We start from the raw sequence: 14,566 nt of genomic DNA, 5'->3' as shown, positions 1-14,566 counted from the left end.
TCGACGAGTTTGTCCATGCGCCTGGTGGACACGCCGAGCAGGTAGCAGGTCGCGACGACCGAGGTCAGCGCAGCCTCGGCCCGCTTGCGGCGCTCAAGAAGCCAGTCGGGGAAGTAGGAGCCGGAGCGCAGTTTCGGGATCGCCACGTCCAGGGTCCCGGCGCGGGTGTCGAAGTCGCGGTGCCGGTAGCCGTTGCGGGTGTTGATCCGCTCCGGTGAACTGGTGCCGTACTCGGCGCCGCACAGCGCGTCGGCCTCGGCGGACATCAGCGTGTTGATGAATGTGGTCAGCAGGTCGCGCAGCAAGTCGGGTGAGGCGGACTCCAGGTGCTCGTGCAGGAAGCGGGCAGGGTCGATACTGGACGGGGCCATCGCGGCGATCTCCTCAATCATGAGCGGGAACTCAGATCGAAGAATCACGCGATGGCCGCCTCACGTCTCGTACGTCATGTCCGTCGAGGCATCAACGAACCTTCCGTACACCACTCTGCAGGACGCCACTGACGTCTCGCGAGGAAGCAAAGACTTAGCGGGCTGGGTACGGCTCGGACGACGGCCGCCACTCACGCCTGATCAGCCCGTAGACCCACGAGTCAGAGACCTCGCCGTTCACGACGCAGTCTTCCCGCAACGTCCCTTCACGCACGAACCCGAGCTTCTCCAGCACGCGGGCAGATGCCACGTTGCGTGTATCGGTCTCAGCCTGGACGCGATTAAGGTCCAGCGTGTCGAATGCCCACCGCAGCAAAACGCGCGCGGCCTCCGTCGCGTAGCCGTGGCCCCACGCTGCCTCGTTGAAGCAGTAGCCCAGCGATGCACTGCGGTAGTCCGGATTCCACCGGTTCAGGCTGCACCAGCCGATGAAGGCCCCGTCGGAGACACGATCCACGGCCAGCCGCGCCCCGGTGCCCCCCTCTGCCATCTGCCGGCAAGCCGCGATGAACCGCTCGGAGCGCACGTGTTCGCTCCACGGCGGCGCGTCCCAGTAGCGCAACACGTAGGCGCTGCTGTGCAGCGCGAAGAGGTCGGTCGCATCCGCGTCATCGAAGGGACGCAGGCGAAGGCGAGCGGTGTGCAGCGTGGGGGTCGGCAGCGACATGCGCGTCATGTTCCTCCCGTGATTGGTGGCCGATCAACCGGACATCTGATGCCGGCCACTCGCAACGAGCTTTCTCGGCGCGCGGGAGAGCGACGTACCCGCTCATCAGAATTGCGGCGTGGAAACCCAGCCGTTCACGGCCGGGAGGAAACGCCGCCGCCTCCCCTCAAGGTATGTCTTACATGGACGATTGTTAGATTGTGGGGCGTGGCTGAGGTGGTGAAGCGGGCGTACAAATACCGCTTCTACCCGTCCCCTGAACAAGCTGAGCTGCTGGGCCGCACCTTCGGGTGTGTGCGGAACGTGTACAACCTTGCGCTGGAGGCCCGTACCCGGGCGTGGACGGTGGACCGCCAGCGCACCACGTACGTGCAGTCCTCGGCGTGGCTGACCGAGTGGAAGCGCACGCAGGAGTTGGCGTTTTTGAACGAGGTGTCGTCGGTGCCGTTGCAGCAGACGTTGCGGCATTTGCAGGCCGGGTTCGTGGCGTTCTGGGACAAGCGGGCCGGGTATCCGAGGTTCAAGTCCAAGCGCAAGTCGCGGGCGTCGGCGGAATTCACCAGGTCGGCGTTCCGCTGGCGGGACGGCCGGCTCACCTGCGGAACCGTCGACGGTGACGGTGTCCCGGGACCCTGCCGGCCGTTGGTTCGTGTCCATCTTGGTGGAGGACCCGGCCGTGGCGCCGCTGCCACCCGTTGCCGGGGAGGTGGGGGTGGATGCGGGCATCACCAGCCTGCTCACCCTGTCCCGCCCGATCCCCGGGGTGAGTGACGAGGAAGGGAAGGTGGCCAACCCGCGTTTCGGGCAGGCCGACCGGCGCAAGCTGGCCAAGGCCCAGCGGGACCTGGCCCGCAAACAGAAGGGCTCCGCGAACCGGGCGAAGGCCCGGCTCCGGGTGGCGCGGATTCATGCCCGGATCGCCGACCGGCGGCGGGACCACCTGCACAAGCTGACCACTCGACTCGTCCGTGAGACTCAAACGGTCGTGATCGAAGACCTCAGCGTGCGTAACATGCTGCGCAACCGTCGCCTGGCCCGCGTCATCTCCGACGCGAGCTGGTCCCAGTTCCGCAGCATGCTGGAGTACAAAGCCCAGTGGTACGGGCGGGAGGTGATCCCGATCGACCGGTGGTACCCGTCGTCCAAGACCTGCTCGACATGCGGACGCATCAACACCACCCTCGCCCTCAACGACCGCACCTGGACCTGCCCCGGCTGCGCAACCGAGCACGACCGGGACATCAACGCTGCTAGGAACATCCTCGCCGCCGGGCTGGCGGAGAGGTAAAACGCCTGCGGAGCTGACGTAAGACCTCAAGGGAAGAAGTCCTCCCGGAAAGGCAGCCGGCGATGAAACAGGAAACCCCACGGGCGACCGTGAGAATCCCGGTCCCTTCAGGGCCGGGAGGATGTCAACGGCCTTGAGGATGCCCGTCCAGCTGAGCAGCGAGAGCCACGGATGCTGACGTCTTCGGGGCCGCCAAAAAGCTGATCGTGCCGGAGGCCTAGGTCGGGGGACGGATGCTGCCGGATCAGATCGCCGTCGGCCTCAACGCCGGCCCGGACGTCACTGCCGGCAAGCGCCCGAGCGGTAGTGCGACGGCCGCTCGGCAGGCCGCCGCGCCCCGGTTGCGGCAGGTGAGGACGCCGACCGCTCCAGCCGGGCGCTGATCTTGCAGACGGCATCTCGCACGATGGTTCGGCGCATGAGGAAGACTGGCGGGCATGGCTGACTTGGGCGATGCGAAGGCTGCGCTGCACCACTACCTCCAAGCGACTCGCGAAGACCTGATCTGGAAGCTCGACGGGCTGAGCGAACGCGAAGCCAGACTGCCCCGCACCGCGACCGGCAACAACCTGCTGGGAGTCCTCAAGCACGGCCTCAATGTCGAAGCCGGCTACTTCGGGCCTACCTTCGGGCGCGAATTCCCGACGCCTGAGGAACTGGTCCCCATGCAGGCGTACGACGAGGACCCGCAGGCAGACTGGTACGCGCGGGAGGACGAGCCGAAGGATGGGTTGATCGATCTGTATCGCCGTGTCGGGGTGTTCGCGGATCAGACGATCGAACAGCTACCGCTCGACGCGCCGGGGCGAGTGCCGTGGTGGCGGCCAGGTGACCAGGCCGTGACGCTGCAAAGGATCATCATCCATGTGACCTGCGACCTCGCCCGTCACGCCGGACATGCCGACGTCATGCGCGAGCAGCACGACACGGCGATCGGCCTGCGGCGGGAGAACACCAACATTCCTCACGACTATGACTGGCCGGCGTACGTCAACAAGCTGACGAAGCTGGCTAACCGCTTCGGATAGACGCCCGGTCCCGTCGGTACAGTCGGTGAATACAGCGTCCGCTCCTCGACAGTTCCGGGCACCTGCCGGCGCGCCTTCCACGCTCACGTTACGTGACGCTCGGATCGCGGCGATAGTGGATGGACGTCGATCACTCGGTGAGGAATGCGATCAGGGTCTTGAGGTACTCGTCCGGAACGGTCTCGTGAACCAGGTGGCCGGCCGGGATCGTCGTCAGCCGTGCGTCGACCAAGCGATCGGCGAGTTCGGCGAGGTGCTCCTGGGGGACCGGGCTCGCTGCCCCGCCCCCGATAAGCAGCGTGGGTGCCGTGATCCGGGCGACGACGTCGGCCCATCCTGGATCTGGATCGTCGATCTCGGGCCGGACCTGTTCCACCATGTGCCAGTCGAAGGGCAGATCCCCCGCGGGACGGTCGGGAAGCCCCGGCGGTCGAGGGTGCGGGTAACCGATGTCCTCAAGCACGAGTTTGCGGACGTGTCCCTGCCGTTCGGCGGCCACCCCGCAAGCCACCAGACCGCCGAGGGAATGGCCAACCAAGTCCACCGCGCCGATGTCCAGCTGGTCCAAGATGCCGATGACATCTTGCGTGAACAGTTTCAGGCTGTACGCGCCGGGCCAGTCGCTGGCACCGTGGCCGCGTAGGTCGACGGCGTACACCGTGCGCTCAGTACGAAGGCCCGAGGCGATCACCCCCCAGTCACGTGCGGTCTTTCCGGTGGCATGGAGCAGCACGGCGGGCGTCTCACCCTTGTCGACGGCTCGCCATACCCGCAGGGAGAAGTGAAGATCCGCGACCGCGATGTCCATCAGCTCAGGCACATCCTGAGCATCGCCAGCCATCGCCTCCGAATTCAAGACATTCCGCCGTGGGCAGACCCACACGCTGCATCCGGCAGGTCCGCGCACCGACCGGCTGACCGGACCCATCACCCGAGGAGGCCGCCCGTGACCGCGACCCCGCACCCCCTGCTGGACCCGCTCGCGCAGCTGGACGCGCAGGGCGCGCAGTTCGACTGGGACGCCCACGACGTGCTCCGCCTCGACGAGCGCTACCGGCGCCGGCAGCTCCCACTGCTGCACGAGGCCCCGCGGCCGCCGCTGACCGGCCATGACCTGCCGCCGGCGGAGTTCTGGCCCCCGGTCAGATCCGCGGTCATCCCGATCGACGACGCCGTGCTGCGGGCCGACGCTGACTTCACCGCGTTCCTCGACGACCTGCGCCGCGCTCTCAGCCCCGCCGTCTGGTGGCCCGGACTGCAGCTGCGCGCCGACCGGGTGCACGCGACGCTGGCGCCGGACCTGGGCATCGACGCGCAGCTGCCCGACGAGCCGCTCGCCGCGGTCCACCTGGCCGTACGCGGTCCCTGGATCGGCCGAATCAACACCGGGCGCATCTACCTGCCGGTGCAAGCCGCCGACGCCGGTTCGGCGCGGCAACTGGAAGCGGTCCGGGCCTGGCTGGGAGCCGAACACCGCCCGCTGCTCGCCGGCTACCTACAGCTGACCGACGACGTAGGCGGCGAGCAGTACGCCGCACTGCGTGAACTGGTCAGCAGGCACCAGACCCGCATCCACGTGCCCGTCACCCCCGCCGAGCTGCGGCTGATGGACACGATGGACGATCTCGTCCTACGGTCTCGCGTCGCGCAGCGCGCGCCGTTCACTTCGCCTACGGCGGCCGATTCAACGCGCAGCTTGGCCCGCCAGCCGAGCAGGGAGTCGGTCTGACGCCCGAGAATGTCGACCGCCTGTGGCTACGGGCGGCGGTGGAGTCGCCGAAGTTGCTGCGGACGTTGCCTTGTACGGGCTTGGTGACCCAGTCGCGCTCGGCCGTGCCCTCGCCCCGGACGAGCAGCGGCTTTGGGCAGGGGCAGCGCGGGCGAACGTCGGACACTATCCTCCGGGCCATGACTTCCACCTCGCCCGATCGGCGCGGCGTCGACTCCGCCCTGGACCCCTCGGCCGAGCAGATCCGGGACATGGGTGGGCGTGCCGTCGAGTGGGTCGCCGCCCACCACGACTCGATCCGGGACCTGCCCATCGCCCCGCGAACCTCCGCCGCCGCGCTGAAGAAGGTGCTAGCCGAGCCGCTGCCCGTCGAGGGCCGTGACTTCACCGACCTGCTCACGGTATTTCGTGAGGTGGTCGTGCCCGGCAGCCGGCACAACGGGCATCCCCGCTTCTTCGGGTACGTCTCGGCGCCGGGCACCGCCGTCGCCGCGGTGGCCGACTTCCTCGCGTCGGCGTTGAACCCGAACCTCACCGCGTGGCGGTCGGCCCCGGCTCCCGTTGAGCTGGAGCACGTAGCCATCGACTGGATCAAGGAGATTCTCGGCTGCGACCCGGGCGCCGGGGGCCTGTTCATGAGCGGCGGCTCGATAGCCAACTTCACCGCGCTCGCCGCCGCACGACACCGCCACTGCGGCGACGCGGTCGCCACCCACGGTGCGTCCGCGCACCCCGCGCCGCTGCGCGTCTATGCCTCCACCGAGACCCACCACTCGATCCACAAGGCCGCCGCGCTTCTCGGCATCGGGCGGGCAAACGTGCGCGAGATCCCGGTGGACGCCGCCTTCCGGATGGACGTCGACGCCCTTGTCCACGCGATCGACGAGGACCGGGCCGCCGGGGCGGAACCATTCTGTGTGGTGGCGAACGCCGGCAGCGTCGTCACCGGCGCGGTCGATCCGCTGGCCGAGATCGCGGCGGTGGCACGACGGCACGGGATGTGGATGCACGTCGATGCATGTTATGGCGGCTTCGCGCGGCTTGCCCCCTCGGCCCGCCCGCTCTTCGACGGCATGTCGGAGGCCGACTCGATCGCCCTTGACCCGCACAAGTGGCTCTACCTGCCCGCGGACTGCGGCTGCCTCATCTACCGCGACCCCGAGGCGGCACGGCCCGCCTTCAGCATGGACGCCGACTTCATCCGGGTCATGCAGACCGAGCCGGCCGAGGCCTTCGCCTTCTGGGACTACGGTCCGGACCTGTCCCGGCGCTTCCGGGCTCTCAAGGTCTGGATGGCGCTGGCGTACGCCGGTTCGCGAGCCGTCGGCGACGCGATCGAGGGCAACCTCGACTGCGCCCGTCACCTCGCCGAACTTGTCAATGCCAGCGCCGACTTCGAACTGCTCGCCCCGGTCGAACTTTCCATCTTCTGCTTCCGCTACCTGCCGCCGGGTGCTCGTGCCGGCTCGCGGTCGCAGGCGGACGAGGAGGCACTGGACCGCCTCAACGAACGGATCATGGTGGCATTGCAGCAGGCCGGCAGCTCCTATCTGTCGAACGCGACCATCAACGGCCGCTTCGCGCTGCGCGGCTGCGTGCTCAACTACCGCACCACCCGCCGCGACATGGAGATCCTGCTCGACGACGTACGCCGCGCCGCCGAGCAGGCGATCGAGGAGACGCGCTGAAGGTCGGCCTGCGGTTGCCACACCCGGCGTGGCGGTGTACGGCGAGGATCCACACACTCAGCGGAAAACCGGTGAACGTCAGTGGACACCGCACTAGATCGGGAAGCGGCCGCGGCGCCAGCGCCAGTGGCGGCCAGCCTTCAGATGGTCGACGACCGCGCGCTGGAGCACGGTGCGGCGCGGCAGCTGGTCGAGCGGCGTGGTCAGGGTGCGGAACACGAACCGCAGCACCTCGACGTCGGCGTCGAGGCCTTCCGGCTCCTCGTAGGGCTCCAGCTCGAACCTCTGCTGGAACCGGGCGATGTTGGAGTCCCCGGGCAGGTACTCCAGCAGCTGCGGGTCGAGCAGCCACGAGCCGCAGGAGAACGCCGTGTAGCGCTCGTCGGGAAAGTGGCGCGGGAAAAACGTACGGGCCTCGTCGAGCGACGCCGCGACCGCCTCCGGGGTCATCGGCCCCGACTCGGGTATGTGCAGATCGATGGCAGTGTCGCCGCGCTGGTACTGCAGCCGGCCCAGCTCGTAGACGCCGCCGCGCGCGTGCAGCGTCAGCCAGCTCTGCATGACCGGCCAGCCCTCGCGGTGCATCCGCCGGTCGATTGCGAGGTTGCGGCCCAGGTCCGCGAGGGTCAGCCACGACACGTCATCGGCGATGCCGTGGTCGCGGTGGTAGCCCGTGACGACGTCGACCAGGGCCAGGTACGCGTACACGTAGAGATGCCGCCAGGCGGGGCCTCGTTCGCGGGGCAGCGCCGGACCGGGCGGCAGCCAGCCGTGGCCACCGAGGTCGGCGCGGACCAGAGCGATCGAGCGGTCGAGCAGCCAGCGCAGCTCCGAGGTCCACAGCGGCGAGTGCGGGTCGGGCCAGCCCGCCATGATCTCGGCGGCGTCGTCCGGCTGTACCGCGAGCCGGTCGAGGATCGCGGGCGCGTCGGCCTCAGCGGGCAGCGGAGCCGACGGCAGGTCGCCGGCGAGCCGGTGCACGCGGTCGATGTCCTCGACGGGTACCCCGAGCCGGGCGGCGGTGTCGTCCAGGTCCACGCGGACGACCCTACCGACCGGTGGGGTCGCGGCGACAGGCCCGAACGCGCGATCGCCGCAGTCCCCTGCTCAACCTGACCGGCCGGACCGAGGCTCAGGCGACGGACGCGCCGACAGCCGTGGACACGGGTTTGGTCAGTCCAGGGTCACCGTCTGGATCCTGAGTTCGTTCTTTGGCCTGCCGCCTCCTGCGGTGCTGGCGTAGGAATCGTCGTGGCCGGCCGCAGCGACCCGATCGACGATGTCGAGGCCACTTGTGACCTCACCGAACGGGGTGTAATCCGGCGGCAGCGATTGAGTGCTGTCTTTGAACACGATGAAGAATTGGCTGCCGTTGGTGCCGGGGCCTGCGTTCGCCATCGCCACCACGCCCCGGTCGTACCGCGCGCCGGTCAGGTTTTCGTCCGCGAACTGGTAGTCCGGCCCGCCTTGACCGGTGCCGGTCGGGTCGCCGCACTGCAGGACGAAGATCCCCTCGGTGACGAGCCGGTGGCACGAGCTCTGGTCGAAGAAGTTCGCCGCTGCGAGATGCTCGAAGCTTGCCACGGTGCACGGCGTACGGGCTCGGTCCATCGTGACGACGATCGGCCCGTGGTTCGTGGTGATCCGCATCGTGGCAATGCCCTGGCCGGGAGCGTTGGCGAAATCAGGTGGGCCGACGGCTATGACTCCGGGGCGCGCCTGCGGGATGACCAGGCCACACGTCGACGATGCTGGCGTGGCCGGTGCCGGAGAATCGGCCTGCTCGGTCGGTTTCTCGCCGGTCGGATCCGCTGGGGTTGACGGATCGGAGTCGACGGTCCCGGCCCCGGCCCCGGCCGCATGCTCGGCGCTCTGGCGCAGGTAGTAGACGCCCAGCCCGGCGCAGCCCACGATGCCACACAGCAGCATCGCGGCGGCCGCACTGACCAGGCCGATGATGAGGCCGCGTCGGTTATTCGGCGGTTGCGCGGCTGGCAGGTATGCCATCGCGGGCGGATCGGGGTGTTTCGGCATCTCGGGGGGCTGCGGTGGATCGGTGTGCGGGTGACTCACAGGATCAACCTCCTCTGTCGCCCGCCGGAGGGCGGTGCCGGGCACGATGACGGCGAGACCTGACAACGCCCAGAGCGAGACCGCCACCGACGACAGCGGCGGGCGTATCTCGAACAGCGCGAAGAGCGAGTACGGTCCCGCACGTCGAAATCAGCCGCAATGATGCCATGGCTACCCGGGCCTTGGTCGAATGGCAGCATCACCATCAGGCCGATGCCATCCCCGTTAATTGGCAACCTTGGGGGCGATGCCACGCGGCGGGGGCTGCGGCACGATCGGCACGCCGGTGCCCGGCGTGGATCCCGCGCCTTGGCGGGTCACCATGGGGGCGGTCGTCGATGCCCGGCGGGCACCAACACGGGGCCGAAGGCCACCGCGTACCGGGATAGAATTCGATGCAGATCGCTGGGTGGCTCGCGGGGCCCCTTGGAAGGGGGCACCGCGACGTTGACAGGTCATTGAGCCCGATGGAGGTTCCGATGAGCAGCGAAGAGTCGACGTTGGCGGCCGGTGCAGAGGCGTTGTCGCGCATTGACACGTCGGTGGCGCACCCGGCCCGGCGGTACAACTACTGGTTGGGCGGTAAGGACAACTTCCAGGCCGACCGGGAGTCCGGTGACGCCATCGCCGCGGTTTTCCCCAGCGTCCGGATCGCCGTGCTGGAAAACCGTGCTTTTCTGCGCCGGGCGGTGGCCTACCTGGCCCGGGAAGCTGGCATCCGGCAGTTCCTCGACATCGGCACCGGCATCCCGACCGCCGACAACACCCACGAGGTCGCCCAGGCGATCGCGCCGGAGTCGCGCATCGTCTACGTGGACAACGATCCGATCGTGCTGAGCCACGCTCGGGCCCTGCTGACCAGCACACCACACGGCGCCACCGCATACATCGACGCCGACCTGCGCGAACCGGAGAGGATCCTCAGCCACCCCGACCTGCTGGAGACCCTGGACCTGTCCCAGCCGGTGGCGTTGATGCTTCTCGCCGTCATGCACTTCATCGAGGACGAGGATGACCCGTACGGGATCGTGAATCGGCTGCTGGACGCACTGCCCTCCGGCAGCTACCTGACCATCACCCACGGCACCGTAGACTTCATGCCGGAAGAGCAGCGGCAGCAGGGACACGCCGTGGCGACCAACGGCCGGCACGGCGCGCTGAAGCCGCGCACCCGCGAGGAGTACGGCCGCTTCTTCGACGGGCTTCAGTTGGTCCCCCCGGGCATTGCCGTCGTCACCGAGTGGCGTGCCGAGGGCGAGTCGGGTGAGCGCCCGGCACCGGCCGATGCCGCCATCTTCGGTGCTGTCGCCCGCAAGCCGTGAACAGCGGCACGAGGCTCAGAGTCCGGGTCGCACGGGGGCAACTCGCTGCGGTCGAGGCGTTACGCCTCCAGCGCGTTTCCACGGTTACAGCTGCAGGGCGGCGTTGAGCGCGGCCAGGTACGCCCCGGCCTGCGCCCCGTTGACCAGCCGGTGGTCGTAGGCCAGCCCAAGGTCCGCGATCATCCGCTCGCGCACCTCACCTGCGGCGTCCAGCACGACCTCGCGGTGCACGTCGGGCAGCGACAGGGCGCAGGTGACGCCGGGCGGGATGATCGGCTGGGCGTAGCGCACGCCGGGGGTGTTGTTGAGCGCGACCAGGAAGTTCATCCCGGCCATGTCGTCCTCGCGTAGCCGGTTGCGCAGCGCCTTCATCCGCAGCTCGACCACGGTGTCGGCGAGGTCGCTGAGGTCCAGCTCTGCCGCGTCGCGGATCACCGGCAGGAACAGCCCGGTGCCGACGTCCACGGTGAGCCCGACCGACGGCTGTGCCGCGTCGATGACCCGGCCGTCGCTGGTGAGCTGCGCGTAGAGGGCAGGGAACCGCTCGTGCAACGTGGCCACGGCAGCGATGACAACCTCGGTCAGGGTGACATCGGCGCCGGTCTCGTCGGCGGCCCGGCGCGCGTACGCGAGGGCGGCGGTCACGTCGACCCGCACGGCGGTGAAGGCGACCGGGATCTCCCGGTGTGAGGTTGCCACCACGTCGGCGATGCGGCGTTGCGACGGTGGCAGCGGCCGCCCCGGCAGCGCCGGTTGCGTGGCCACGGACGGCTCGGCGGCCGGGGGCGCCGCAGCGGGGATGGCGCCGGCGGGCAGGAGGTAGCCGATGGTCGAGCCCGGGACGCAGTCGGCCCCGGCGGCGAGGTCCTGGCGCAGGACGCCCGCGTGTGTCGCTGCGACTTCCTCGATCGCCTTGGAGGTCTCGACCGCCGCGATCGGCTGTCCGGTCTCGACGGTGGCGTCGGCCGGGACCAGCCACTCCAGCAGCACGTAGCTGTCGTCGTTGTTGTTGAGCTTGGGTACGGTCACCGCGATGCCCTGCTCCGCCGCCCGCGCCTGGCGCGACCTGGTCAGCGGGGAACCGGTGCGGGGAACCGGAGCCGTGCCAGAGAGGTGCATGATGCGGTCGAGGATCGTGTCCGCGCTGAGCAGGACCGCTCGTTCCAGGTGCGGCGCCGACGGGACGATGCTGTCGGCCGAGCTGACCAGGTCGATCGGCCGACGCAGCAGCGGCCACGCGGCGGCGTAGAGCTGGGTGGCGACCTCACTGCCCCAGGTGCCGCCGGTCGTGCTCTCTTCGGCGACGATCACGCCGTCCGCACCGTCGAGCAGGCCGAGCACACCGTCGACGTCGAAGGGGTAGAGCCGGGCCGGGACCAGCACCTCGACGTTGCGCCCCTGCTCCCAGGCCTTCCTGGCGGCGGCGATCGCCCGGTTGGCGACCCCGCCGGGCGCGATGACCAGCGTCGGCGCGGCGGCGGCAGCCGGGTCGTGGACGCGGGCCCAGTTTCGGTCCCCGCCCAGCAGCTCAAAGGCGAGACGGTCGTCGACGCGGTTGTCCACGTACCTCCGCTGGGTGTAGAGGATCTTGTCTTCGAACAGCATGGACGGTTCGCCGGATTGCAGCGCGGCGGCGAGCACATCGGCCGCGTCGTGCAGTGGCGACAGCTCGAAGAGCGTCAGGTGCGGGATGCCGATGAAGTGCTTCTGCAGGCTCTGGCTGTGCGTCGGGCCGTAGCCCCGCCCACCGCCGACGGGGCAGCGGATCACGACCCGCATCGGGGTGTGCTCGCCGTACATGGCGACGGATTTGGTGAGGAAGTTGATGATCTGGTCGAAGGCGAGGCCGACGAAGTCGCCGAACATGATCTCGACGATGACCGTGTCACCGCAGAGCGCCAGGCCGCCCGCGACGCCGGTGATGCCGTTCTCGCTCAGCGGCGTCGACAGCACCCGGCCCGGGTAGGCCGTCGACAGGCCGTGGGTGACCTTGAAGGCGCCGCCGTAAGGGTCGGCGACATCCTCGCCCAGCAGCCAGGCCCGTTCGTCGGCGGCGAACAGCTCGTGCAGGGCGCGGTTGAGGTGCTGGCTCATTCGTTCGGCGCGCGTCACGCCACGCCTCCGTGCACCAGGGGCCGGGCCAGCGCCGCGGTCGAGAGCTCCGCGACCCGCTGCCGGGCGTGCGCGTCGGCGGCCGAAAACTGTGGCGGGTACGCGGTCGCATACCGCTGCAGCCAGTCGAGGTGGCGCAGCTGGCGGATTTCGTCGGCCGGGCGGGAGTCGTCGCCCTTGCTGTGCGGGCCGAGCCGGACCGTGTGCTGCACCAACACGTGCGGCTGCCGGGTGGCGCGGACCCGCTCGATGTGCGGCGCGGCGGTGGCACGCACCTCGTTGAGGTCCAGCGAATCCGACTCGCTGAAGGTGATCCCGAACCCGGCGACCCGGCCGCCGATGGTCCCGGCCAGCTGCTGGGTGGTCGGGGTGGACTGGGCGATCCGGTTGTGCTCGACCACGACCAGCAGCGGCACCCGCCACAGCTGCGCCATGTTGAGCGCCTCGTAGACCGCTCCTTCGCCCCAGGTGCCGTCACCGATGTAGGTCACCACGATCCGGTCCTGGCCGGTCCGGTTGAGGTGCAGCCCCACGCCGACCGCGGCGGGCAGGCTCTCTCCCTGCACGCCGGTGGACAGGAACCGTTCCCGGCGCAGGTGTTGGCTGCCGCCGTGCCCATGGCACACCGCGCCCTCCCGGCCGAGCAGTTCGGCCAGCAATCCGTCCGGGTCGGCGCAGTGGGCCAGGTAGTGCCCGTGCCCCCGGTGGTTGCTGAACACGAAGTCTCCGGTCAGCAGCGGGGCCAGCGCGACCGGGATGTATTCCTGGCCGAGGCAGGTGTGCGTGGTGCCGCTGAGGTGGCCGTCCGCGTACAGGCGGAGCAGGTTCTCCTCGAAGCGGCGGATGAACAGCCCGGTGCCGAGGTCGGCGTCGCTGAGCGGAGACGGCGCGGCGACCGTCATTCCTCGACGCCCCGCTGCGCGAGCAGGTCGCGCAGGTCCGCCACCGACCGGACGGCCCGGATCTCCCGTGGCGTGATGGCGATCCCGTACGCGTCCTCGACCGCGGCGACGATTTGGAGGTGGCGCAAGCTCACCCAGGCCGCTGTGGTCGCGGGGCCGGTCTGCGCGTCGACCTGACCGACCGGCAACTCCAGCACGTCGGCGACGAGCCGCACCAGGCGACTGGACATCCGGTGTCCCTTTCCAGAACGGATATCGGGCAGCGGCGGCGCGCTGGCAAAACCGACCGGGCGATCGATGCTTACACCTCGATGATGGTACAGGCCCAGTGCATGCCCCGGCCCAACGAGATCAGCGCGACCCGGTCGCCGTCGCCGAATTCACCGGCGGCGAGCAGGCGGCTCAGCCCGAAGATCTGGTCCGCCGCGCCGAGGTGCCCGTGCTCGGCCGCCAGTTCCCGGTTGGTACGCGCCAGCGGCACCCCGTGTGCCTGCGCCAGAGACGCCATGGCCCGCTCGTTGTCGCTGACCAGGATCAGGCGTGCCAGGTCGGCGACCTTGACGTCGGCCCGCTCGCAGGCCCGCTCGGTGACCCGCACGGCACGCTCGTCGAGGTCCCGGGCGAACTGTTCGAACTGTTCGGCGTCGTAGTCGAAGAACTCCATCACGTGCCACACGTCGCGTACGGCGGGCGGCTCGGTACCGGGGCCGAAGGGTGCCGCCGCGCCGCCCACGTCGAGCCGGTGGAACGTGGCGTAGCGGCCGTCGGTGGCGGCCTCCGTGGCGAGCCACCGCAGCCGGGAATGCCCGCGCCGGGCCACCGTGGCGACCGCGCCGTCGGAGAAGACCATCGGCTGGGTGTCCATCCGGTTCCAGTACGTCTCGCAGGTCCGGTTCGCGGCCACTACCAGGGCGTTGGCGTACCGGGGGTGGGTGGCGAACTTGCCGGCGACGGTGTCGAAGCTGAGCACGCCCGTCGTGCAGGCCTGAGTGAGCAGCACCGCTTCGGCGTTGACCGCGCCGAGCCGGTGCGCCAGGTCGGCGGCGGCGTCCCAGTAGAGGTACTCGGTGAGGTCGGTGACGGCCAGCACCAGCAGGTCCACGTCCGTGGCGGCGAGCGTGGCGGCGTCGAGGGCCTGGCGGGCGGCCCGCTCGGCGAGGTCGGTCAGGCCAATCTCCGGCGCGCTGCGGTGCACCTGGCGGTAGCCGTACCCGAGGACCCGGTTGACGTCGTCGGTGTACTGCCCCACCACGTCCCCCACCGGTACCGGGTCGCCGAGCGCCTCGCCAAAGGACACCAGCCCGAAGCTCATTTTGCCGTCCCGCC

The 14,566-nt window shown here is 69.6% G+C and carries 15 protein-coding genes and 1 pseudogene; 6 read left to right on the top strand and 10 right to left on the bottom strand.

Annotation, left to right across the window (positions count from 1 at the left end):
* A partial coding sequence (locus tag AB0C02_RS20510) for a transposase (protein ID WP_357550032.1) occupies positions 1-371 on the bottom strand: 371 nt, incomplete at its 3' end.
* Positions 372-525: 154 nt separating this feature from the next.
* Positions 526-1,098, bottom strand: a complete 573-nt coding sequence (locus AB0C02_RS20505) for a GNAT family protein (protein ID WP_357550029.1) — start codon at positions 1,096-1,098, stop codon at positions 526-528.
* Positions 1,099-1,146: 48 nt separating this feature from the next.
* Between AB0C02_RS20505 and AB0C02_RS20500 the strand changes: the two are divergent.
* A pseudogene (locus tag AB0C02_RS20500) lies at positions 1,147-1,386 on the top strand (helix-turn-helix domain-containing protein); the annotation flags it as partial.
* Here the strand turns inward: AB0C02_RS20500 and AB0C02_RS20495 are convergent.
* The gene (locus tag AB0C02_RS20495; RefSeq protein WP_357550040.1) at positions 1,344-1,694 is read right to left on the bottom strand and encodes a hypothetical protein; all 351 of its coding nucleotides are present in this window, start codon (positions 1,692-1,694) and stop codon (positions 1,344-1,346) included. The pseudogene AB0C02_RS20500 and the gene AB0C02_RS20495 overlap by 43 nt on opposite strands.
* Before the next feature lie 53 nt (positions 1,695-1,747).
* Here AB0C02_RS20495 and AB0C02_RS20490 point away from each other — a divergent pair, with 53 nt between their 5' ends.
* A complete protein-coding gene (locus tag AB0C02_RS20490) occupies positions 1,748-2,386 on the top strand; it encodes an RNA-guided endonuclease TnpB family protein (RefSeq protein WP_357550026.1) in 639 nt (212 codons plus the stop codon).
* Positions 2,387-2,823: 437 nt separating this feature from the next.
* Entirely contained in the window at positions 2,824-3,414 is a 591-nt protein-coding gene (locus AB0C02_RS20485) for a DinB family protein (protein WP_357550023.1), read from the top strand.
* A gap of 130 nt (positions 3,415-3,544) precedes the next feature.
* On the opposite strand, the gene AB0C02_RS20480 is transcribed toward AB0C02_RS20485, so the two are convergent.
* Positions 3,545-4,234, bottom strand: a complete 690-nt coding sequence (locus AB0C02_RS20480; protein WP_357550020.1) for an alpha/beta hydrolase — start codon at positions 4,232-4,234, stop codon at positions 3,545-3,547.
* Positions 4,235-4,360: 126 nt separating this feature from the next.
* On the opposite strand from AB0C02_RS20480, the gene AB0C02_RS20475 reads away from it, so the two are divergent.
* Positions 4,361-5,143, top strand: a complete 783-nt coding sequence (locus AB0C02_RS20475; protein ID WP_357550016.1) for a hypothetical protein — start codon at positions 4,361-4,363, stop codon at positions 5,141-5,143.
* Between the two features lie 179 nt (positions 5,144-5,322).
* Complete coding sequence (locus tag AB0C02_RS20470; RefSeq protein WP_357550014.1) at positions 5,323-6,831, top strand: aminotransferase class I/II-fold pyridoxal phosphate-dependent enzyme; 1,509 nt, start codon at positions 5,323-5,325, stop codon at positions 6,829-6,831.
* A 93-nt stretch (positions 6,832-6,924) separates the two neighbouring features.
* Here AB0C02_RS20470 and AB0C02_RS20465 read toward each other — a convergent pair whose 3' ends face one another.
* Complete coding sequence (locus tag AB0C02_RS20465) at positions 6,925-7,869, bottom strand: acyltransferase domain-containing protein (RefSeq protein ID WP_357550011.1); 945 nt, start codon at positions 7,867-7,869, stop codon at positions 6,925-6,927.
* Between the two features lie 135 nt (positions 7,870-8,004).
* Positions 8,005-8,991: a peptidylprolyl isomerase gene (locus tag AB0C02_RS20460; protein WP_357550008.1), complete on the bottom strand. Its 987-nt coding sequence runs from the start codon at positions 8,989-8,991 to the stop codon at positions 8,005-8,007.
* A 392-nt stretch (positions 8,992-9,383) separates the two neighbouring features.
* Here AB0C02_RS20460 and AB0C02_RS20455 point away from each other — a divergent pair, with 392 nt between their 5' ends.
* Positions 9,384-10,226, top strand: a complete 843-nt coding sequence (locus tag AB0C02_RS20455; RefSeq protein ID WP_357550003.1) for an SAM-dependent methyltransferase — start codon at positions 9,384-9,386, stop codon at positions 10,224-10,226.
* A gap of 84 nt (positions 10,227-10,310) precedes the next feature.
* Here the strand turns inward: AB0C02_RS20455 and AB0C02_RS20450 are convergent, their stop codons facing one another.
* From AB0C02_RS20450 to AB0C02_RS20435, 4 genes are all read right to left on the bottom strand, one after another.
* Positions 10,311-12,338 carry a 2-oxo acid dehydrogenase subunit E2 gene (locus AB0C02_RS20450; protein ID WP_357550001.1) on the bottom strand — a complete coding sequence of 676 codons (2,028 nt, stop codon included), beginning with the start codon at positions 12,336-12,338 and terminating at the stop codon, positions 10,311-10,313.
* Complete coding sequence (locus tag AB0C02_RS20445) at positions 12,335-13,240, bottom strand: thiamine pyrophosphate-dependent dehydrogenase E1 component subunit alpha (RefSeq protein WP_357549999.1); 906 nt, start codon at positions 13,238-13,240, stop codon at positions 12,335-12,337. The genes AB0C02_RS20450 and AB0C02_RS20445 overlap by 4 nt, the downstream gene beginning before the upstream one ends.
* On the bottom strand, positions 13,237-13,470 hold the full coding sequence (locus AB0C02_RS20440; RefSeq protein WP_357549996.1) for an acyl carrier protein: 234 nt from the start codon (positions 13,468-13,470) through the stop codon (positions 13,237-13,239). Before AB0C02_RS20440 ends, AB0C02_RS20445 begins: the two co-directional genes overlap by 4 nt.
* A 71-nt stretch (positions 13,471-13,541) precedes the next feature.
* Positions 13,542-14,552 carry a 3-oxoacyl-[acyl-carrier-protein] synthase III C-terminal domain-containing protein gene (locus AB0C02_RS20435; protein WP_357549992.1) on the bottom strand — a complete coding sequence of 337 codons (1,011 nt, stop codon included), beginning with the start codon at positions 14,550-14,552 and terminating at the stop codon, positions 13,542-13,544.
* Positions 14,553-14,566: the final 14 nt, after the last annotated feature.

It is taken from the genome of Micromonospora sp. NPDC048999, from assembly GCF_040649295.1.
Taxonomy (GTDB): Bacteria; Actinomycetota; Actinomycetes; order Mycobacteriales; family Micromonosporaceae; genus Micromonospora.
This window is presented reverse-complemented; position numbering and strand designations above follow the sequence as displayed.

Coding starts and splice junctions, on each gene's coding strand:
- AB0C02_RS20505 (WP_357550029.1), bottom strand. CDS start 1,098: ATGTCGCTGCCGACCCCCACGCTGCACACCGCTCGCCTTCGCCTGCGT.
- AB0C02_RS20485 (WP_357550023.1), top strand. CDS start 2,824: ATGGCTGACTTGGGCGATGCGAAGGCTGCGCTGCACCACTACCTCCAA.
- AB0C02_RS20470 (WP_357550014.1), top strand. CDS start 5,323: ATGACTTCCACCTCGCCCGATCGGCGCGGCGTCGACTCCGCCCTGGAC.
- AB0C02_RS20455 (WP_357550003.1), top strand. CDS start 9,384: ATGAGCAGCGAAGAGTCGACGTTGGCGGCCGGTGCAGAGGCGTTGTCG.
- AB0C02_RS20445 (WP_357549999.1), bottom strand. CDS start 13,240: ATGACGGTCGCCGCGCCGTCTCCGCTCAGCGACGCCGACCTCGGCACC.
- AB0C02_RS20440 (WP_357549996.1), bottom strand. CDS start 13,470: ATGTCCAGTCGCCTGGTGCGGCTCGTCGCCGACGTGCTGGAGTTGCCG.
- AB0C02_RS20435 (WP_357549992.1), bottom strand. CDS start 14,552: ATGAGCTTCGGGCTGGTGTCCTTTGGCGAGGCGCTCGGCGACCCGGTA.